Source organism: Methylovulum psychrotolerans, assembly GCF_002923755.1.
Taxonomy (GTDB): Bacteria; Pseudomonadota; Gammaproteobacteria; order Methylococcales; family Methylomonadaceae; genus Methylovulum; species Methylovulum psychrotolerans.
The window spans coordinates 1039200-1060529 of record NZ_PGFZ01000001.1 but is presented as its reverse complement, the minus strand read 5'-3'; the positions used below and the strand labels follow the sequence as shown (position 1 = coordinate 1060529).

Sequence of the window (21330 nt, the reverse complement as noted above, 5' to 3'; positions counted from 1 at the left end):
ATTGGTTGCAAGCATGGCATCTGAAAAAACCTCCATACGCCGTCGCGGCATCTACTTACTACCCAACCTGTTTACCACAGGTGCGCTGTTTTCCGGTTTTTACGCTATCACCTCGGCGATGAACGCCCACTATGAAACCGCGGTCATCGCCATCTTTGTCGCTATGATTCTTGATGGCTTAGATGGCCGGGTTGCCCGATTGACCAATACCCAAAGCGAATTTGGGGCGCAATACGATAGCTTATCGGATATGGTGTCGTTTGGTGTGGCTCCGGCTCTGGTCATGTATTTGTGGGCGTTTTCTAGCCTAGGGCGCTTAGGCTTGTTTGCCGCTTTTGTCCATACCGCCGGTGCGGCCTTACGGCTGGCGCGGTTTAACACCCAATTGGAAACGGCGGACAAACGCTATTTCCAAGGCTTGGCGAGTCCGGCGGCGGCGGCTATTTTGGCCGGCTTTATTTGGATTTGTTTGGAACACCAATACGCCATTGATATGGTCAAATATGTGGCGATTGCCTTAACCATCGGCACTGGCTTGCTGATGGTCAGCAATTTCCGCTACACCAGCTTTAAGTCTATCGACTTAAAGGGTAAAGTGCCGTTTTTTGTCGCTATTGCCATGATGTTGGGCATCGCCTTTGTGATGGCGCAACCGCAAACCATGCTGTTCTTGCTGTTTTTGGCCTACGCGGTTTCCGGTCCGGTGATCACGCTGGTGCAACGCAAGCGCATTAAGCAAGAGCGTAAGGGCTGATGCGTCCAGGCTGGCGGTTTGCATCCGCCTGATAGCCCCCTTTATTTTTTACTTATTTAGTATCAACACGCTGTGTTGATTTTTCTCCATGAATGGCGTTTTTATGAAAGACCAATTAATCATTTTTGACACCACCCTGCGCGACGGCGAGCAAAGCCCAGGCGCATCCATGACCCGCGACGAGAAAGTGCGCATTGCTAAAGCTTTGGAGCGGTTGAAGGTGGATGTCATCGAAGCCGGTTTTCCGGCTGCCAGCCCCGGCGATTTTGAGGCAGTGCAGGCGGTGGCGAAAATCATCAAGGACAGTACCGTGTGCGGTTTGGCGCGGGCGTTGGATAAGGATATTGACCGTGCCGGGGAGGCCTTAAAACAGGCGGGCCGCCGCCGTATCCACACCTTTATCGCCACCTCGCCGATCCACATGCAGATGAAGCTGAACATGTCGCCGGAGCAGGTGATTGAATACGCAGTGCGGGCGGTGAAGCGGGCGCGGCAATATACCGATGATGTCGAGTTTTCCCCCGAAGATGCCGGACGTTCCGAAGAGGATTTTTTGTGCCGCATCTTGGAAGCGGTAATTGACGCGGGCGCGACCACCTTGAATATCCCCGACACCGTCGGTTACAGCATTCCGCAGCAATTCGGCGCGACCATCGCCAACCTGATGGCGCGTATCCCTAATGCGGACAAGGCGATTTTTTCCGTGCATTGCCATAATGATTTAGGGTTGGCAGTGGCGAACTCCTTATCGGCGGTCATGAACGGTGCCCGGCAGGTTGAGTGTACCATCAACGGTTTGGGCGAGCGGGCAGGCAATGCGTCTTTAGAAGAAGTGGTGATGGCGGTGCGCACCCGCCAGGACGTGTTTGCTTGCCAAACCCGTATCGACACCCGCGAAATTTTGACCTGTTCCAAGCTGGTGTCGACCATTACCGGTTTTCCGGTACAGCCTAATAAAGCCATTGTCGGTGCCAATGCCTTTGCCCACGAGGCGGGTATCCATCAGGATGGCGTGTTAAAAAGCCGCGAAACTTATGAAATTATGCGGGCGGAAGATGTCGGCTGGTCGGCTAACCGTATGGTGTTGGGCAAGCATTCGGGGCGCAATGCGTTTAAGAGCCGCATTACCGAACTGGGTTTTGAATTTGCTTCCGAAGCCGAGATTAACGACGCATTTGCCCGCTTTAAATTGCTCGCCGATAAAAAACATGAGATTTTTGACGAAGATTTACAGGCGTTAATTTCCGAAACCAGCACCGAAGGCGAGGAAGAGCGCGTTAAGCTGATTTCGTTAAAAGTCTGTTCCGAAACGGGCGAAGTTCCTAACGCGCAAGTGACCTTGCGTATTGATAATAAAGAAGCGGTCGGCTGTGCCGAAGGCGGCGGCGTGGTCGATGCCACCTTAAAAGCGATCGAGCAATTGGTAAAAACCGAAGCCACTTTGGCGCTGTATTCGGTCAATAACATCACTAACGGTACCGACGCGCAAGGTGAAGTGACGGTGCGGCTGGAAAAAGCAGGCCGTATTGTTAACGGTTTGGGCGCGGATACGGATATTGTCGTGGCTTCGGCGAAGGCTTATATTAATGCCGTCAATAAGCTGCACCAGCCTAACGAACGCCAGCATCCGCAGATGGCTGAGGTATAAGGCCGCTCTTGGCTAGCCCAGACGGTTTGGGCGGGATCATGGATTATTATGGATAACACGCTACGTCTGCACTACTTAGAGGCTATGGGTATCGACGTTTGGTTGCCTAGGGCGGCTAGCGTAGTGCCGGAGCTAAGCGCGGCGGAGCCTGTGCCGCCTTTGCCCGAACCGCAAGCGTTGGCCGAGTTGCCTGCGCCGCCGGAACCGCAGCCCTTAGCGGATATTGGCGCGGCTGATGCTGGCGCAGACAATTGGGAGGTGCTGGCTGCCGAAGTTGCTGCTTGCACCCGTTGCGGCTTATGCAACACTCGTAACAACACCGTGTTCGGGTCGGGCGATAAGATGGCGGATTGGCTGTTGATCGGCGAAGGCCCGGGCCAGCATGAAGATGAACAGGGCTTGCCGTTTGTCGGCAATGCCGGGCAATTGCTGACGGAAATGATCCGCGCCCTCGGCCTTAGCCGTGACGAGGTGTTCATCACCAATATCGTCAAATGCCGCCCGCCCAATAACCGCGACCCGCATGTCGATGAAGTGGCAAGCTGCCAAGGCTATTTGCAACGGCAAATTGCCCTGATCCGCCCGAAAATCATTTTGGCGGTCGGGCGTATCGCCGCGCAAACCTTATTGGCGACTGACGCGCCCTTAGGGAAACTCAGGGGGAAGGTGCATACCTTGCACGGGGTTCCGGTCGTGGTCGTTTACCACCCTGCCTATTTGTTGCGGTCATTGCCGGAAAAGCGCAAAGCCTGGCAAGATTTGCAATTGGCACTGCACACCGTAAAAGCACAACAATAAGAAGAAGAAAAGGAAGCCCACCATGCGCGATTTATTCGATAAACTCAAGACCTTGGTCGTCTATGATGCCGACAAGGAGTTTTATGCCAAAGTCTTTCCCGGTTCGGTGCCGCGCCGGGATTTGTTCCGCATGAGGCGGATGGGCATGGCGGACTTGCCGCAAGTCTTGGCGATTGAAAGGCAAAATTATCTGTTCCCTTGGGAAGAGGACATTTTTGAAGACTGCCTAAAATCCGGCTATAGCTGTTGGGTGTGCGAAGAGCTAGATCGGGTGTTGGGCTATTGCCTGCTGTCGGTCGCGGTCGGCGAAGCGCATATCCTGAATATTTCCGTAGATCCCGCCGAGCAAAAGCAAGGCATAGGCCGGAAAATGCTCCAGCATTTGATTGATAGTGTCAGGGGCAGGGCGGAGACCGTATTTTTAGAAGTCCGCCCCTCCAATGAGGTGGCGATTGCCTTATACGAAGACATGGGCTTTAACGAAATCGGCATCCGCAAAAACTACTACCCCGCCGAAAATGGCCGTGAAGACGCGATTATGTTGGCTTTGCAGTTGTTTTAAGGCCGTTTAAGCGGAGTGCAATGGTCTTTAGCCATTGCACGATGGGTTGGGCGTATGTCATTTATTAGGTGTGACGTTGGCTTGCAGAGCGCAACTCCCCGTATTTTAAAATATCTCGCATTATATAAGCCCTAACCATAGGAAGTTAAGTTATGCCTATTGATCCGTCTGTATTAAGAAAGCTCTATAACGCTTTTGAGCCGCAGCCGTTGGATGCGGGCAATTCTGCTTATGTCGATTGTCAGGAATTACGCGGCGACTGTGATATTTTGCAGGAAATGGGGCGGAAAATTGTATTTTCCGATAAATCCACTTGCCTATTGTATACAGGGCTACGCGGTGCGGGGAAATCAACCGAACTGTTACGGTTAAAACAGTATCTTGAAGATCTTGATTATAAGGTAGTTTATTTTTCGGCTGATGAAGAAGATATTGACCCAGAGGATGCCCGTTACACGGATATTTTACTGGCCTGTACCCGCCGTTTGCTGCAATCATTAAATGCCGACCAAAAAAACAATCCGGTGGTCGCGTGGCTGAAATCGCGCTGGCAATCGCTAAAAGAGTTGGCGGCGACAGAAGTCGAAATAGAGGACATTTCGATTGAGATTTTTGCCAAAATCACCGCCAATTTAAGGACTGTTCCCAGTTTGAGGCAAAAAATCCGTAATGAAGTGGATCCTTATACGGTGTCCTTAATAGAAGCGCTTAATGAATTTATTGCTGAGGCCATGCAAAAAACGCCGCAATGGCAAGGCAAAGTGGTTCTGATCGCCGATAATTTAGACCGTATTGTCCCCGTTACCAATGCGGATACCCATAATCTTAATCACGATGAGATTTTTCTGGATCGTAGCGAGCAATTAAGGGCATTAAATTGTCATGTGATTTACACCGTACCGATTTCTATGGCGTATTCGCAAAGGGCCATCCGGCTTATTGACTGTTACGGAGCCATAGAAATATTGCCGATGATTAAGGTATGGGATTATGCAAAAGATGATACGGGTGCAATTGTCCGCACTGAAAATCCTCAAGGTATAAACAAACTTAAACGCATTATTGAACAGCGCATTATCAAAATAGATTCCACACTCACATTAGAGGCTGTATTTGAAGATCAAAGCGTTTTGGAAGAGTTGTGTTTAAGGAGCGGTGGTCATGTGCGCAATTTAATTTTGTTATTCCATGCCTCAATTATCAGGACATCTGGCTTACCGGTAACTGTTAAAGCGATGCGCCGCGCTTTGTCGGAAATGCGTGATGTGTATCGGCGGACGGTTGCAGATGCGGATTGGGAGAAATTGGCAAAGGTTCATAAAACAAAAGATTTATCGAATAAAGACGATTATCGGCGTTTATTGTTTGACCGTTGTGTCTTGGAGTATCGGGAAGTCGATGACGACCAGAAGATTACCACATGGTACGATGTCCACCCCTTGATTGAGGAGCTTAACCAGTTTCAACAAGCCCTTAGCGCGATATAGCGGGAAAAAGGCGCAATCATGTCCTTAGAAGACCCTTTATTAGACGAAGAAGACTACCAGACTTTTGCCCGCGCCTTGCAATGGCAGGAAGGTTTCGGGCTGTTTTTTGCCGTCTGTACGCCTATCCAGGCGGAGCGTCTTATCGCGCGGGTAGAAAAAGACATGCCTTCTCAGGCCTTCGTTTCGTTGGTGTTGGAAGAGCCGATTGATAATCTATATGCAAAAGTTGAGGCAATCGTCCAAGATCAGCCTGTCGATGTGTTGTTTATTCAGGGCTTAGAAAAATCTCTAGTCGAATATATCAAACCCGGTTACGGCGGACGGGGCAATTATTATAAGGAAGACAGCGTCCCTAGGATATTGGGGCATCTTAACTTGCAGCGCGAGCGCTTTCGTGAGTCGTTTAAAAATACCCGTTTTGTGTTTTTGTTGCCTTTATTTGCGTTAAGGTATTTCATTCTACGCGCCCCTGATTTTTTTGATTGGCGTTCGGGGGTGTTTGAGTTTGCCACCGAAGAGAATTTGCTTAAGCAGGAAATTGCTAAAATTTTATCAAAGGATTTTGATAATTATCAGGAATTGACGGAGGCACAGCGGCATCAGGAGTTACTGGAAATTCAAGCCTTAATTGCTGAGCCTAATCAGTCGGAGGCGGATAGGATTGAGCTTTATCATAAGCATATTAGCTTATTGGGCTTAAGCGATATGTACGAGGAGGGCATAATCAGTTGTGATAAGGTTCTGCAAATAAAAGCGGATGATTCTTTTGCTTTGGAAACCAGTGTGGTTTTTTTGCAAAATTTAGGGCGCATGGAAGAGGCTTTAGGGAGAGTTGATGGAGCTTTAGCAAACAATAGCGAAAAAGGAAGTTTTTGGCTGTTACGGTGTGTTATTTTACTAAATTTAAAAAGAACGGTAGAAGCAGTGGAAAGCGCCGAACAGTTAACTAAGCTCCGGCCACAAGCCGCATTTAGTTGGTGGTTGCATGGTTTTATTTTAGCGGTAAGCAAAGACTATAAAGGCGCGTTGAAAAGCCTTGATGACGCTAAAAAAATAGCCCCAAAAAATGCAAGTATATGGCAACTCCGAGGGCATATCTTAGAAGATTTAGAAAGGTATCCCGAGGCTTTAAGCAGTTACAATAAGGCTATCGCATTAGATGGGAATGATTTTAATCTTTTTTTTAGAAAAAGTGTTGTTTTATTAAGATTGAAACACTACAAAGACGTAATGGTTAATTGTGATCAAGCCCTGCAACTCAAAGCCGATGATTGGCGTATTTTAAGTATCCGAGCCGAAGCAGCTTGCCATTTAGAAAAATATGCAGAAGCTGTAGATGATTACGAGAAGGCTATCCAAAAGCAAGCGAATAACTACAATATTTGGCATAACAAAGGTACTGCATTAGTTAAGCTTAAGCGTTATGAAGAAGCTTTAGTCTGTTACGATAAAGCGTTGGCATTATCGCCAGAAAATGTTAAATCATGGGCTGCGCGGAGCCGCGTTTTAAGTGAATTAGGCAGGTGTGAAGAGGCTATAGATAGTTTTGAAAAGGTGGTTGAGCAATCAGATGATAAAGCTCAGGCTTGGGTTGATTTTATTGGATATTTAACTAATAAAAGATATGCGTACATATATCTAACATCTGAAAAAGAAACAAATTTTGGCGTAAATATTTCGGATTATAGTAAGAATGAAGCTGTTATTGTTGCTTCGCAAAAAGCTATTGCCATCAATCCAGATTTATTTGATATTTATTATGCTCTTTGTTTCGCGAAAGCTGCTGTAGGAGAGTTTGATTTTGCCTTAAAGGCTATTAATATGGCTATAAAGCTAAAAGAGAAGCATAAGAAACTTTATCTTGCCAAGGCAATGATTTTGGTTAAATTGAAGTTTTATGAGCAAGCTTTGGAGGTTGTTGATAAATCAAATCACGATACATATTACTGGCTGTTTAAAGCGGGGTGTTTTATTCAATTAAGACGTTACCAAGAGGCCGTAGAATGCTATAAATCTGCTATGCGTTTAGATAAAAACAATGTTGATTTATATGTGCAGTCCGCTATGGCAGCGATTCAGTTAAAAGACAGCAAAACTGCCATAGTATATTTAAATCAGGCCATACGCTTAAAGCCTAGTTGTGCGCAAGCTTGGTTTTTGCATGGATGGCTAAATGCAACATTGGGTAAGCCCAAAAAACAAGTTTTAGCTGATTTTGCTAAGGCAACCCAATTTAATCCTAATAAAGGTGAAGCGGCACTTAAGAATAGCCGTGCATTATTCATGGTCAATTATAACGATGAAGCAATGCTTGAATGCCGCAAAGCCCTACAGGCTTATGATGAATTGATTCAAACCAATGCAACAGATGCCTCGGCTTTTTATAACCGTGCGTGTTGTTATGCTTTATTGGGTGAGGCCAATGCTGCGTTAACGGATTTAAGCCAAGCGATTAGTTTAAATCCGGCCTACGCTGGGCAAGCCGCCGAGCATAGCGATTTTGCCAGTTTAACAGCGAATGCGGATTTTCAATTATTGACCCACTCAGATGAAACAAATGCCACGGTTGCTAAAGAAAAATCTCCGGTTAAAAAGCAAGGCTTATTAGCTTATCAAGATAACGGTGTGGATTTGCTGACTAATTATCTACCGAGTATGGACTTAACCTTAGGGGCTTTACAGACAAAAACTGCCGCTAATCCTTTTACGCTATCGGCCAGTCAAAACTGGCGGTAGTATATACTCTGAACGGTCAACTTTTCGGTTTTAGGATTAATCGTTCGGCCTGAGCTTGTCCCACAGGGACTTCCGTTGGTCGTCGAAGGGTGGACGGTTAGGCGCGAGGTTAAAGCCCTCGGCAAAGGCTAAAGGCCTTTGCACTCCACTGGAGAGGCCGCACCGAACGGAGTGCAATGGTCTTCAGCCATTGCACGATATAACCATCGCCCTTAGCGCCACTTTGCCCAACCATTCCCCCGCCTTTTTTATTCCGTACCCCCCTAAAAAACTATCATGCGTGTTTCCAGACTCTACACCGCTTTGCCGTTGGCGCAAGGTGACACTATCGACTTGGACGATGACAGCGGCCATTATTTGCGGACGGTGCTGCGCTTAAAAAAAGCGGATGAGCTGATTTTGTTTAACGGCGACGGCGGCGAGTATTTGGCGCGGGTTGAGGAGGTGGGGCGTAAGGCGGTGGCGGTGGCTATCGGGGCGCGGCAAGAACGTAGTGTCGAATCGCCGCTACAGGTTAATTTAGGCTTGGGGATTGCGCGGGGCGATAGGATGGACTGGTCGGTGCAAAAAGCGGTGGAATTGGGGGTGAACCGGATTACGCCTTTAATGACCGAGCGTTGTGTGGTGCAGTTTAAGGGCGAAAAAAAGCCCCAGCGTTTGCTGCATTGGCAGAAAATCGTCCAACACGCCGCCGAGCAAAGTGGCCGGACGGTTGTGCCTGCTTTGACCGAGATTGCGCCGCTGGCAAGTTGGGTCGGTCAGCAACAGGGCTTGCGGGTGTTTCTTGACCCGTATGCGCAAACCTCGTTAGCTCAGTTGCAACCGGAGGCTATGCAAGTGACTTTGCTGACCGGGCCGGAAGGCGGATTTAGTGCGCAAGAGCGCGAGATTGCCCAAGCGGCGGGGTTTATCCCGGTGCGCTTAGGCAGCCGCATTTTACGGACAGAAACGGCCTCGCTGACGGCTTTGGCGGCGGTGCAGATGTTATGGGGCGATTTTAAATGATGCGTTCGGTCTATTACGCGCTGGTGCCGCTGGGGGTGTTGTTGGGTGCGGCGGTTATCGCCAGTCTCGGCGGGTTTTTGCTGGTGCAGGTGTTCGATACCTGGTCGGTACAGAAAGTCATCAATAAAACCACCCAAGCCTTGTTAGTGCTGAGCATTTTTCCGGCGATGGCTTGGCTTAAGTTGAATAAAACCGATTTGGGTTTTGCTGGCCGTAAGCAGTTTGGCAGGCAATTGTTGCAAGGCTTCGGCTTGGGCTTTGCCACCTTAATGCCCGTGTTTATTGTCTTGACGGTGCTAAAAATCAATGTCTTGGATGAATCGCAAGCCTGGACGCTGAGTTGGTTTTTCGGCAAAGCCAGTCTGGCGGTATTGTTGTCCTTGTTAATTTCTTTGATTGAAGAGCCGCTGTTCCGGGGCATTTTATTGGCGGGTTTGCTGCGCAAACTACCTGTTCCGGCGGCGATTATCATCAGTGCCGCCTATTATGGTTGTCTGCATTTTATTAAAAGCCCGCATAACATCCCCGCGTCGGAACTGACTTTAGGCGGTACGTTTGGCCTGCTGGCCGATGCGTTCGCCAATTTGCTCAATCCTGATATTTTTAGCGCGTTTTTGGCCTTGTTGATGGTCGGGGTGTTTTTAGGGTTGCTGCGGACGGAACGCCAAGCCAGTTTAGGCTTGTGCATCGGTTGCCATACCTGCTGGGTGACGCTGATAAAAATGAACAAGACGGTGTTCAACACCGATTTTAACGCCGATTATGCGTTTCTGGTCAGCCGTTATGATGGGGTGATTGGGCCGTTAGTGACGGTGTGGCTGTTGCTGGCGGTGTTGGGGTATGGGTTTTGGCGGCATAGATACAGCACTACTGGCTCCAAAAATGCGTAAAGGGGTAATTCCGTTATGACCAGTCAGGCCTTTCAGGTTGCCAAAACCTGAAAGGCCTGACTGGTGGCTGTGCCGAGGTAGCGGCAAATAGGCTTACCGCTTTACTATTGTCATGGGTACGTCATTGTCTGGGCTTAGGGTGACTTTGCAGATAGGGGTAACTTTTAACCCAGGTTTGGTTTGTGGGCGGAAGTGTTGCGCCAATAGGGCTACGGACAGGGTTAGTTGCAAAGTGCTGAACTGTTTGGCGACGCACTCCCTCGCCCCGAAGCCAAACGGCAGGTAGGTGAAAGGGGTCGGTTTAACAGGTGCATCGGCCAGAAAGCGTTCGGGGATGAAGTGGTCGGGTTTTTCCCAGTAGGCTTTATGGCGGTGCAACAGCCAAGGCACGATAAGTATAGTGGCGCCGGCAGGAATGGGTTTGTCGTGAAAGGTGTCGGGGGCAGCGGCTTCGCGTGACAGCATCGGGAAGGGCGGATACAGGCGCAGGGTTTCGTCGATGATGGCGCGGGTGTAGGGCAGTTGTGTGGGCAGATCAGCCAAGGCCTCGGTGTCGTTTAGCACGCTGTCGATTTCTTGGTGTAGGCGTTGTTCGACATCGGGGCATTGGGCGAGCAAATACCAGACCCAGGTGAGGGTAGTGGCGGTGGTATCGTAACCGGCCAGAAAAAATGCCAGCAGTTCATGGCGGATTTGGGCGGGGCTTAAGTCGGGCAAGCTAAGGAATAACCCCAGTAAGGAGTTGGTGTTAGCTGGGCTATAAGTGGCGATGATTTTGTCTATGCACTCATGCACCGCTTTGGCGGCTTTGCCGCTTTTGTTGCCGCCCAAGCTCGGTACCCAGGTGGGTAAGCCGAAAAAGGTGTTAACGTCCAAGTCTTCAATGCTATGCAGGTACGCGGCCACGCTTTTGGTTAAGGCTTGGCAGTCCGCGTCGCTTATCTGGGAGCCAAAGAGGATGCGGCACAGCATGGTCGCGCTTAAGGCACGCATTTCCGGCAGCATGGGTAAGGTGTTGGTGGTCGGCAGTTTGCCCCAGCGTTCTTGCTGTTCGTGCAGGGTTTGCTGCATCACGGCACTGAATGTAGTGAGCTGTTCGGGGCCGAAAAAAGGTCTGATGAGGTGGCTGTGCTTTTGCCAAAGATCCCCGTGGCTAATCAGCAGGCTGTCCGGTATTAACGGCATCAGGCTTTTTTGCATCAAGGAGCTTTTTTTCTGATAATTATCATAATGTTGGATTAAAATATAATTCACCGCCTCAGGTAAGTTGGCGATAATCAGCGTGCGGTTGAGCAGTTTCATGGTGATGAACTTGCGGGTAAAGGCATTTTCTGTCCAGAATGACAGCAAATCGCGGCGCAGGTGCTTAATGGTATCTAAACCACCTAAGGTTTTCGGGTGGCGGATAGGGTAGGGGGGGATAAAGTCGCTCATGCGGTTGCTCTTCAGTTAATGGTTAAGGCGTTCAGGCCATTCAATTTAGATGCGGGTTAAAAACGACAAGCTGGAGAAGCCGCCTAAGGGTCTAGCCTTTAAGCGGGGGCGGAGGGTTTAATAAGAGAAGTCATGGCAGGCTTTGATGTCGCTGACGATTTGGCCGCGTAAATTAGTGACCGTCCGGTTTGCTACGCCAAACACATGGATGTGTTGTTTGATGATGCGGGTGTAATTTTCATGCAAATGGCCGTGAAAAATATGTTTTACGCCCATAGCGGCGGCCAGTTCGCCAATAACGGCAAAACCGTGCCGATGTGAACCTGGCGCCTCGTGAGTGACGAGGATGTCGGCCTTAAGGCTTCTGAGCGCTTCAAATTCGTCATGCCAAATTGCCGAACGGTATTTCAGCGACATATCGGCATTTTTGATATGGGCGGCTTGATGCTCTAAGTATTCCTGCTTGTTGCGCCATTTCGGCACTTGCGGCGGATACCAGACCCGCCCTAAGAAAATGCCGCCTAGCCCGGCAATCCGTAGTCCCGCCACTTCGGTGACTTTAAGGTGCAGGCTCTTATGAGCCAGGGCGGAATGGAACAGGTTATGGTATTTGCAGGGCGTTTCAAAATCGTGATTACCCGCAATCCACCAGACCTGGGTCAGGTCGAGAATCTCCGCCAAATAGGTTTCTAAAGGCTGTTCAAGATCATAGTCACCCAGCATCACCACCGCTTCCGGGCGGTGCTTGTGTACGGCGGTAATCAGGGCGTTAAAGTTTCCGTGCGGGTCGCCGGCAAATAATAGTCTGTCGTATTGGCTCATGTTGTCACACCATCTGTGGTATTAACCCTCATGCCAAAAATAACAGTGTATTGCCGTTATTGCCCGTGGGTTTTTGTGTCCTCTGGTATCAGTATAGTTGCTGAATGGGCAATTGTCAGGATTGCCCATTCTAAAAAAAAACGCCTTAAACAAGCTCTCTGGCTTTGCCAAATGCCGCCCTAAAATCCAGATACTGCGGTTTTTCGGCGGTTAGCATCAGCCTTAACAGCTCATTTTGCAACTGATATTTCACATTGCCGACGGCTAAGGCACCGACCCCGACTGCATTCAGGTCGGGGTTGGCATGACGCAGGGGTGTGCCTAGGTCATTGCGCTTAATACCTTCAATGCCTGCTGGCGGCACGGCATTGACATCACCCGCAACTTTAAGCTGTAAGGCGGTTTCCAATGTGGCGGCGTTCAGCACTTGGATACCGGCTTTAGCAGTACAGAAAATAATGTCGGCATCACGCAGCAGTTCGGCCTTTTCGGCATCCGTGCGTCCGCACGCCCCGGTCAGGGTGCAGGCAAACCGGCGGTTGTAGGCTTTGGCGACATCGTCGGCGGTTTCTGCCGAGAGATGGTCGACTAAGGCAGTTTGCGCCCCTGCCAGGGAAGCAATCACGCCGGTGGCAATACCCACCGGCCCCGTACCGCCAAACACCAAGGCCTTGCAGTCGGACAAAGCCTTACCATGCTGGCTTTGGAGTTGTTTTTCCACGCAGGCGACCAAGGCGGCGGCCGTAGTGAATGCGCCGCTGGGGTCGGCAAACACCGACACTTCAAAAGGCGGTACCATCGCTTGCTGGCTGGCTTTAAGCATATCCATCGCCAGCCCCAGATCACGGCCACCGATAAATATGCCGGTGCGTCTGACACCCGCAGGGCCCCGTGAAAAGATAGCGTCCTGAGTCAAGCCATAAACGCTGTCGAGTTTGACATTGCTATAGGGCATCAGCACATCAAAGCCAGCGTCCATGGCCATATTAATGTCGAACGGGCTGTTGTGCGGCATGGGGTCCAGCATGTGTAAAATGCTACGTTTTTCCATTAGACATTCTCATAAAGTGACGGGTTGAAAGGTAAGCGGATTAGGCTTGGGATTTTATGTAATCTCTGGCCACAGCAAAAGCATGTTCAAAATGCAGGTATAACGGTTTGTCGGTGCTGAGCATACTTTTTAATAAAAGATTTTGCGCTTGGTATTTAATGTTGCCTATCGCCAACGCGCCAATGCCGACTGCGCCGCTGGTAGAGGCGGGTATGAGGGTGCCGTTATCGAAGGCATCGACACCCGCGATACCGGCAGGCGGTACGGCGTTAACGTCGGCGGCAACTTTCAGTTGGGGGGCGGAAGCGATCAGTTCGGCGCTTAACAGTTCGATACCTGCCGCGCCTGTGGCAAACACCACGTCGGCAGTTTTGATGTATTCGGCCTTATCGGCATCGGCTCCGGCGGTAATGGTGATTTTACCATCGCCAAACTCATTGCTGCACAAATCGGCAATAGCTTGGGCTTTATCCAATTGTCTGCCGATAATGCGCACATTCGCGCCGGCTTGTGCGGAAATGACCGCCGCCGCTTGGCCGACCGGACCGGTGCCCCCCAGCGCCAAAATGGTTTTGCCTTCTAAGGTGGTGTTAAATTTGGTGAAGAGTTCATGTTCGACAGCGGCGACCATGCCTGCCGCTGTGGTGAACGCGCCGCTAGGGTCGGCAAATACGGATACTTCAAAAGGCGGTACCATCGAGCGTTTGGCGGTTTTGAGCATGTCCATCGCTTGTTTGGTGTCGCGTCCGCCGATAAAAATGCCTGTCCGCTTGAGGTTTTTGGTGCTACGCGAAAAAATCGCATCCTGAACTAAGCCCTGTACCTCGCTAGGTTCAACATTAATGTAAGGCAAAGCGGAAACCCAACCGGCATCCAGAGCCATGTTAACATCGAATGGGCTGAGGTTTTTTGCTGTCGTCAGCATGTGTAAGATAAATGGTTTTTCCATGATAGCTCCCTGTTGGTAGATAGGCGTAAAGTTAGCTGGCAAGTATAAAAGAAAAAAACCGAGAATAACAATGCCGTTATGAATTTCGGGCATTTTGAGGGTTATTTTTGTTAGTGGACGGGTAAAAATAGGCGGGAAAGTTGACAGGCGGGTATTTGTCGCCCATAATTAAATCAAACGATTGATTTAATTATGGGCGACTGATGATGTATGGGATAGATGGCTAAGCATACCGATAATCTGACCGAACCGCAGGATGCGCGTAGCTGTTTGGTGATGGCGGCGTTGCGCATTTTTGCCGAAAAAGGCTTTGCGGCAGCAACGACGCGTAATATTTGCCAATTGGCGGGGGCGAACATTTCGGCCATCCGCTACTATTTTGGTGACAAAGCAGGCTTGTACCGGGCGGCATTTATTGAACCGATGGGCGACACGCCTTGCCATTTGGCTTTGGCGGCTTGTGCGGACTTGCCTTTGCCGCAAGCCTTGGCGCTGTTTTTCCGCGAATTTTTAGCGCCGTTAAAGCAAGGTGAAACTTCGCGATTGGCGATGAAATTGCGTTTTCGGGAAATGGTTGAGCCTACGGGGGTTTGGCAGGAAGAGATAGATGCTGAAATTAAGCCGCTGCATGATGTTCTGCTTGCATTGCTCCAGCGGCACTTTGCCTTGGCAGAGCCGGATGACGATTTGCAGCGCTTGGCGTTTGCGGTAATCGGTATGGCGGTGCATTTTTATGTCGGACAGGATGTGGTGGCTTGTCTTGCCCCGCAGTTGCTAGCTACGCCCGCTGATATTGAGATATTAGCGGAACGTTTGGCGGGCTATGCAGTGGCCATTATTGCCGGTGAGGTGCAGCGCAGGCTTTAACTGGGCATTCACATTGTGCAGGGTAAAATCGGTAAGTTTGTTTGCAAGCCGGCTATCGGTTAAACCCTAAGGGACGCGCATAAAATAAAGTCTGTTGTACAGGCGAAAGTACGGCACTCCCTCCCCAGCGTCCGCGTTATCTGAGCGAAGGGGACAGGGGAGGGGCTTTTCCCCCTGACTTTCGCCTACGACTGGGAAGCCATTTGTTCACTCTCCTGTCAAGAGGGCCTTCGGCTTCGCTCAGGAGGGTTTAACACGCAGCCGTCAATGGAACGCCTACTTAATTTTATGCACGTTTCTAACCCTACTTAAAAACACGGTAAATTTTTCTTCCGTCATTCATTTATCACAAAAACACGGCGATTTTATTGTGCTTTCGTGCCTTTCGTGTCCTGCGTGGTAAATGGTTTTTGCAATGACGGTTTTCACGATATGTAGAGCTGTTTTTATGAAAAACTTGAACATCAAGTGTAATGCCCTCCTGAGTGGGGTGATGTTACCGTTACTATTGTCTGGTTGCGGTTTAAAAGGTGGTTGGCTAACGACAGTGGGGCCGGATTACCACACACCCGAACTGCCGGCCGCCAAACGCTGGTATGCGCCACCCCCGGTGTTGGCGCATCACGGCGAATTGACGGAATTGGCGCACTGGTGGGAAAAATTTAATGATCCGGTGCTGAACCGTTTACTGGCTGCGGCACAAGCGGAAAGCGCCGATGTCGCCAATGCCAAAGCGCGTATTGGGCAGGCGCGGGCTAGTCTGGTCAGCAGCGGTTCGCAGTTTTTGCCGAGTGTGGATGGCAGTTTAAGCAGTACCCGTTCGTCGTTTTCGTTCGGGCAAGCGCCGTTTATCCGTAACCAACATCAATTGGAGTTGCAGTCCAGTTGGGAGTTAGATTTGTTTGGTGGTCTGGCGCGGCAGCAAGAGGCAGGGCTGAGCCAGTTGGCTTCGCGCACGGCGGCTTGGCACGACGCACGGGTGGCAGTGGCGGCGGAATTGGCGAATGCTTATCTGGCGCAACGCTATTGTGAGGCGCAGTTGCGTCTAAATCAGGCCGACGCACAATCTAGGCAGGCCTCGGCGCGGGTGGTGGGGATTGCTGCCCAAGCCGGGTTCCGCACGACCGCCGATGCGGCTTTAGCCCGCGCCAGTGCCGCCGAGGGGCAAAATACCTTATTGCAACAACAGGCGAGCTGTGACCGCTCGGTCAAAAGTTTGGTGGCGATGACTGGGCTGGAAGAGCCGCAACTGCGGCAACTATTGGCGCAACCCTCAGGGGCGGTCGCCAGTTTGCCTAAACCGCCGCCGTTTCCGATTAATGCCGTACCTGCCAAGATGTTGTTGCAACGCCCGGATGTTGCCGCCGCCGAGCGGGATATGGCGGAAGCCAGTGCCAAGATCGGGGTGGCGCAAGCCAAGCGTTATCCTAAGTTGAGTTTGTCGGGCAATATTGCGCCGGTGCTCCAAAATATTAACGGTGGGGCGTTGACCTTAGCGCAAACGTGGTCAATTGGCCCGACGCTGAGCTTGCCGTTGTTTGATGCGGGGAAACGCGCTGCTGATGTCGAAGCCGCGAAGCAGGATTATGCCGCTGCCACCGCGCAATTCCATGCGGTTGTCCGCACGGCGGTGAAAGAGGTGGAGCAGGCCTTGGTGCGTTTGGCGAGTGCCGGGCAACGCTTGCCTCAAGCCCATGCGGCTACCCGTGATTATCAGAGCCATTATCAGGCCGCTAAGCAAGCTTATGAGGTGGGTTTGGGGAATTTGTTGGATGCGGAAACGTCGCGGCGTTCGGCAGTGGCGGCGGATTTGGCGGTAAAGGATTTGGAGCAGGAACAAGTTAGCGCGTGGATTGCTTTGTATCGTGCTGTGGGCGGCGGTTGGGTGGATTGAGGGATAAGGATAACCTTATCGGACTATGGACGGTTAATCCTGTTTTGGCTTTTTTGAAAAAAATTTAACGGCAACACATTGATTATTAATTATTGGATTAATGGCAGTGGGCGCCGGGCGTGGGAACGGGAAAACACCTATTTGGATAACGCCTGTGCGGCAACTGTAACTGGAGCAAGAGCATGAAAACAGCCAATGTTTTGGCGATAGTGACGGGTATTTGTTTGGCCTTAAGTGTGGGCGAGAGTATCGGGCAAAGCGATGCGCCTGCTGAAGGTAACGCGGCGGTGCGCCCAGCCTTAAGCGTTACCGTTAGTCGGCCTAGCCAGCGGGATATTCCGTTGACTTTAACGGCCAACGGTTCGGTTGCGGCGTGGCAGGAGGCCATTATCGGCGCGCAAATCAGCGATTTGCGTTTAGATGAGGTACGGGGGCAAGTGGGCGAAACGGTGCGTAAAGGCCAAATTTTGGCGGTATTTGCCGATGATCGGGTGTTGGCGGATGTCGCCCAAACCCAAGCGGCCTTGGCGGAGGCGGAGGCGAATCTTGCCGATGCCCGCGCTAATGCGCAACGGGCGCGGCAAGTGTCCGGTTCGGGGGTGTTGAGCGGCCAACAAGTCGCCCAGTATGAAACCAGTGAAAAAACCGCTGCTGCGAAAGTGCAGTCGGCTAAAGCCCAGTTGGATAGCCAGTTGCTGCGGAAAAAGCATACCCGTGTGGTCGCCAGTGATGACGGCGTTATTTCTTCGCGGTCGGCGACCTTAGGGGCGGTGGCGACGCCGGGTCAGGAGTTGTTCCGCTTGATCCGGCAAAACCGTTTGGAATGGCGGGCGGAAGTGACGGCGGCGGAAATGGCGCGGCTTAAGCCGGGGGTGGCGGTTACAGTGATTATCCCCAACGTGGCAAAAGTGGCGGGTAAGGTACGGGTGCTTGCCCCGACCATAGATACCCAAAGCCGTAATGGCTTGGTCTATGTCGATCTGCCTGCTACGGCCAGCAGCCAAGGGCTACGCGCCGGGATGTTCGCCCAAGGGGAATTTGTCCTAGGCAGTAGTTCTGCTTTGACTGTGCCGCAAGACGTTTTGTCTTTACGCGAAGGCTTTAGTTATGTGTTCCGTCTGAATGCAGGGCAGCACGATCAAGCGACGGTCAGCCAAGTCAAAGTGCAATTAGGGCGGCGTTGGGCTGAGTATTATGAAATTTTATCGGGCATTAGCCCTGATGACCGTTTGGTGGCCAGCGGGGCGGCGTTTTTGGCGGATGGCGATACCGTGCGGGTGGTGGGCAAATGAATATTTCAACCTGGTGTATCCGTAATCCCATTCCGGCCTTGATGCTGTTTTTACTGCTGAGCATCGGCGGTTTGCTATGTTTTAAGGCCATGAAAATCCAAAACTTCCCGGATTTGGATTTGCCGACTGTCGTGGTGTCGTGCAGTTTGCCCGGCGCGTCACCGGGGCAGTTGGAAACGGATGTGGCGCGGAAAATTGAAAATTCGTTGGCGACACTGCAAGGTTTAAAGCATCTGACCACCACAATTAAGGACGGTAGCGTTACGATCACCGCCGAATTCCGGCTAGAAAAACCCGTACAGGAAGCGGTCGATGATGTGCGCTCGGCAGTCAGTAAAGTGCGGTCGGATATGCCCGCCGATTTGCGGGATCCAATTGTCAATAAATTGGATTTGGCATCATCGCCGATTTTGGCATTTACGGTGGCTTCGGCGCAGCGGGATGAAGAGGCTTTGTCATGGTTTGTCGATGACACCATTACTAAGCGGCTGTTGTCGGTGCGCGGGGTAGGGAATGTACAGCGGGTTGGCGGGGTGACGAGGGAGGTGGCGATTGCCTTGGATCCGATTAAGTTGCAGTCTTTAGGCGCGACGGCAACAGGTATTTCCCAACAACTGCGGCAGATTCAACGCGAGAGCTCCGGTGGGCGCACCGATTTGGGCAACGGCGAACAGCCGGTGCGTACTTTGGCGAATGTCACGTCGGTAGCACAACTGCGGACGCTAGAGATTTCCTTGCCGGATGGGCGGCGGGTGCGTTTGGATCAGATTGCCGAGATTAACGATACGGTTGCCGAACCCCGCGCATTGGCGTTTTTTAACGGTAAACGTGTGGTCGGGTTTGAGGTGACGCGGAGCCGGGGGGCGAGTGAGGTGGAAGTCGGGGCTGGGGTGCAAAAAACATTGGCACAATTGCGCCTGAGCAATCCTGATGTGGAGTTGAACGAGGCATTTAACTTTGTCGTGCCGGTGCAGGAAGAATTCGACGGTTCGATGGCTTTGCTGTACGAAGGTGCGGTTCTGGCGATTTTGGTGGTCTGGTTGTTCCTGCGCGATTGGCGGGCCACTTTTATTTCGGCGGTCGCCTTGCCCTTGTCGGCGATTCCGGCCTTTATCGGCATGGATTATTTCGGCTTTTCTTTGAATGTCGTCACCTTATTGGCCTTGTCGCTGGTCATCGGTATTTTGGTCGATGATGCGATTGTTGAGGTCGAAAACATTGTCCGCCATTTGCGCATGGGCAAAAGCCCGTATCAGGCGGCGATGGAAGCGGCGGAAGAAATCGGTTTGGCGGTGGTGGCAACGACGCTGGCCTTAGTGGCGGTGTTTTTGCCGACCGCTTTTATGAGCGGTATCGCCGGACGGTTTTTTAAGCAATTTGGCTGGACGGCGGCGTTGGCCATTTTGGCCTCGTTGGTGGTGGCACGGATGCTAACCCCGATGATGTCGGCATATTTGTTAAAGGATACAGGCCATAAAGCCCAAGCTGACGGGCTTATTATGCGCCATTATTTAAGTTTGGCGGCGTGGTGCTTGCGGCACCGGTTATTGACGATGGCAGGGGCGGTGGCGTTTTTTATCGGCTCGCTCATGTTAATCCCGTTATTGCCGACTGGCTTTGTCCCAGCGGATGATAATCCGCAAAGTCAGGTGTTTGTCGAATTGCCGCCCGGAGCGACGTTGGCGCAAACTAGCGCGACAGCGGAAACAGCGCGGCAGTTAGTCGCTGCCATACCTTATGTGCATGCCATTTATACCACGATTGGCGCAGGTACGGCAGGGGCTGACCCGATGGCGATCCAGGGTGGCGGTGAGGTGCGTAAGGCGACCCTGACCGTTTTACTGGCGAACCGCCAAGATAGGCCCGTGCGCAAACAGGTTATTGAAAAAGATATTCGTACCGCTTTACAAGCGTTGCCTGGAGTGCGCACGAAAGTAGGCTTGGGTGCGTCTGGGGAAAAATATGTGTTGGTGTTGAGCGGGGAAGACCCGCAGACGCTGTTGACCGCCGCCCGCGCGGTCGGGAAAGATTTACGCACGATACATGGCTTGGGCAATATTGCGTCCAGTGCGTCGTTGGTCAGGCCGGAAATTGCCGTGCGGCCAAACTTTGCCCGTGCCGCTGATTTGGGGGTCACGTCCGCCGCTATTGCCGAGACGCTGCGTATCGCCACTATCGGCGATTACGATACCTCATTGCCCAAGTTTAATCTGGCGCAACGGCAAGTGCCGATTATGGTCAAGCTGACGGAAGACGGGCGGCGTGACCTTGCCATATTGGAGCGTCTGGCCGTACCGTCAGGTAAAGCGAATAGTAGCCCGGTGATGATCGGGCAAGTCGCCGATTTGACCCTGTCTAGCGGCCCTGCGGTGATTGACCGTTATGATCGGGCGCGCAATATTAATTTTGAAATTGAATTGGCCGATTTGCCCTTAGGCGATGTCGCCGCCGCTGTGGAACAATTGCCCAGTATCCGTAACTTACCTGCGGGGGTGAAGCAAGTGAATGTCGGCGACGCGGAAATGATGATAGAACTGTTTACCAGTTTTGGCACGGCGATGCTGATTGGCGTGTTGTGTATTTTTATCGTGCTGGTACTGTTATTTAAGGATTTTTTACAGCCGATTACCATTTTGGTGGCGTTGCCGCTGTCGTTCGGCGGCGGCTTTGTCGCCTTGTTGCTGGCGGATAAAAGTTTTTCCATGCCGTCTTTAATCGGCTTGGTGATGCTGATGGGTATCGCTACGAAAAACTCCATATTGTTAGTCGAATACGCCATTGTCGCCAGACGCGACCACGGTATGAGCCGCCATGAAGCCTTGTTGGATGCCTGCCATAAACGCGCCCGCCCGATTATTATGACCACGATTGCGATGGGCGCGGGAATGTTGCCCATTGCTATGGGGTGGGGAGATTCCGATTCGTCTTTCCGCAGCCCGATGGCAGTGGCGGTGTTGGGTGGTTTAGTGACTTCTACCTTGCTAAGTTTATTGGTGATTCCGGTGGCGTTTACTTATATGGATGATGTGAAGGAGTGGGTTTTGCGGTGGTCGGGGCGGGGTACGGCCATTAAGTTGAAAAATATGGCTTGATCATCCGTTTATTGTTAGGAAATAAGCGGAAGCTTTTTGTGTAGGGCGA

16 protein-coding genes are annotated in these 21330 nt (G+C 51.3%); 12 read left to right on the top strand and 4 right to left on the bottom strand.

Going from position 1 to position 21330, the window contains the following annotated elements; genetic code table 11:
* Window positions 1-13 precede the first annotated feature (13 nt).
* The 8 genes from pssA (at window position 14) to AADEFJLK_RS04865 (ending at window position 9880) form a co-directional block, all read left to right on the top strand.
* The gene (gene pssA / locus AADEFJLK_RS04900) at window positions 14-754 is read left to right on the top strand and encodes a CDP-diacylglycerol--serine O-phosphatidyltransferase (protein ID WP_088617842.1); all 741 of its coding nucleotides are present in this window, start codon (window positions 14-16) and stop codon (window positions 752-754) included.
* Between the two features lie 103 nt (window positions 755-857).
* Entirely contained in the window at window positions 858-2402 is a 1545-nt protein-coding gene (locus AADEFJLK_RS04895) for a 2-isopropylmalate synthase (RefSeq protein ID WP_103973619.1), read from the top strand.
* A 48-nt stretch (window positions 2403-2450) separates the two neighbouring features.
* Window positions 2451-3200, top strand: a complete 750-nt coding sequence (locus AADEFJLK_RS04890) for a uracil-DNA glycosylase (protein WP_103973478.1) — start codon at window positions 2451-2453, stop codon at window positions 3198-3200.
* 22 nt (window positions 3201-3222) lie between these two features.
* Window positions 3223-3762 (top strand): ribosomal protein S18-alanine N-acetyltransferase, encoded by a 540-nt coding sequence (gene rimI / locus AADEFJLK_RS04885; protein ID WP_088617845.1) that lies wholly within the window; start codon window positions 3223-3225, stop codon window positions 3760-3762.
* A 152-nt stretch (window positions 3763-3914) separates the two neighbouring features.
* Window positions 3915-5249: an ATP-binding protein gene (locus AADEFJLK_RS04880; RefSeq protein ID WP_103973477.1), complete on the top strand. Its 1335-nt coding sequence runs from the start codon at window positions 3915-3917 to the stop codon at window positions 5247-5249.
* An 18-nt stretch (window positions 5250-5267) separates the two neighbouring features.
* Window positions 5268-7985: a tetratricopeptide repeat protein gene (locus AADEFJLK_RS04875; protein WP_103973476.1), complete on the top strand. Its 2718-nt coding sequence runs from the start codon at window positions 5268-5270 to the stop codon at window positions 7983-7985.
* A 276-nt stretch (window positions 7986-8261) separates the two neighbouring features.
* Entirely contained in the window at window positions 8262-8990 is a 729-nt protein-coding gene (locus AADEFJLK_RS04870) for a 16S rRNA (uracil(1498)-N(3))-methyltransferase (protein WP_103973475.1), read from the top strand.
* Window positions 8987-9880 carry a CPBP family intramembrane glutamic endopeptidase gene (locus AADEFJLK_RS04865; protein WP_346222567.1) on the top strand — a complete coding sequence of 298 codons (894 nt, stop codon included), beginning with the start codon at window positions 8987-8989 and terminating at the stop codon, window positions 9878-9880. Before AADEFJLK_RS04870 ends, AADEFJLK_RS04865 begins: the two co-directional genes overlap by 4 nt.
* Window positions 9881-9973: 93 nt before the next feature.
* Here the strand turns inward: AADEFJLK_RS04865 and AADEFJLK_RS04860 are convergent, their stop codons facing one another.
* From AADEFJLK_RS04860 to AADEFJLK_RS04845, 4 genes are all read right to left on the bottom strand, one after another.
* A complete protein-coding gene (locus AADEFJLK_RS04860; RefSeq protein WP_103973474.1) occupies window positions 9974-11314 on the bottom strand; it encodes a cytochrome P450 in 1341 nt (446 codons plus the stop codon).
* Window positions 11315-11431: 117 nt separating this feature from the next.
* Complete coding sequence (locus tag AADEFJLK_RS04855) at window positions 11432-12136, bottom strand: metallophosphoesterase family protein (RefSeq protein ID WP_088617848.1); 705 nt, start codon at window positions 12134-12136, stop codon at window positions 11432-11434.
* A 145-nt stretch (window positions 12137-12281) separates the two neighbouring features.
* Entirely contained in the window at window positions 12282-13187 is a 906-nt protein-coding gene (locus AADEFJLK_RS04850; protein WP_088617849.1) for an NAD(P)-dependent methylenetetrahydromethanopterin dehydrogenase, read from the bottom strand.
* A gap of 40 nt (window positions 13188-13227) precedes the next feature.
* The gene (locus AADEFJLK_RS04845) at window positions 13228-14136 is read right to left on the bottom strand and encodes an NADP-dependent methylenetetrahydromethanopterin/methylenetetrahydrofolate dehydrogenase (protein WP_103973617.1); all 909 of its coding nucleotides are present in this window, start codon (window positions 14134-14136) and stop codon (window positions 13228-13230) included.
* Between the two features lie 219 nt (window positions 14137-14355).
* Here AADEFJLK_RS04845 and AADEFJLK_RS04840 point away from each other — a divergent pair, with 219 nt between their 5' ends.
* The 4 genes from AADEFJLK_RS04840 to AADEFJLK_RS04825 all read left to right on the top strand — a co-directional run bounded on the left by AADEFJLK_RS04840 (window position 14356) and on the right by AADEFJLK_RS04825 (window position 21281).
* A complete protein-coding gene (locus tag AADEFJLK_RS04840; RefSeq protein WP_103973473.1) occupies window positions 14356-15003 on the top strand; it encodes a CerR family C-terminal domain-containing protein in 648 nt (215 codons plus the stop codon).
* A 448-nt stretch (window positions 15004-15451) separates the two neighbouring features.
* Window positions 15452-16897 carry an efflux transporter outer membrane subunit gene (locus AADEFJLK_RS04835; protein ID WP_088617851.1) on the top strand — a complete coding sequence of 482 codons (1446 nt, stop codon included), beginning with the start codon at window positions 15452-15454 and terminating at the stop codon, window positions 16895-16897.
* 182 nt (window positions 16898-17079) lie between these two features.
* On the top strand, window positions 17080-18189 hold the full coding sequence (locus AADEFJLK_RS04830) for an efflux RND transporter periplasmic adaptor subunit (RefSeq protein WP_103973472.1): 1110 nt from the start codon (window positions 17080-17082) through the stop codon (window positions 18187-18189).
* Window positions 18186-21281: an efflux RND transporter permease subunit gene (locus AADEFJLK_RS04825; protein ID WP_103973471.1), complete on the top strand. Its 3096-nt coding sequence runs from the start codon at window positions 18186-18188 to the stop codon at window positions 21279-21281. The genes AADEFJLK_RS04830 and AADEFJLK_RS04825 overlap by 4 nt, the downstream gene beginning before the upstream one ends.
* Window positions 21282-21330: the final 49 nt, after the last annotated feature.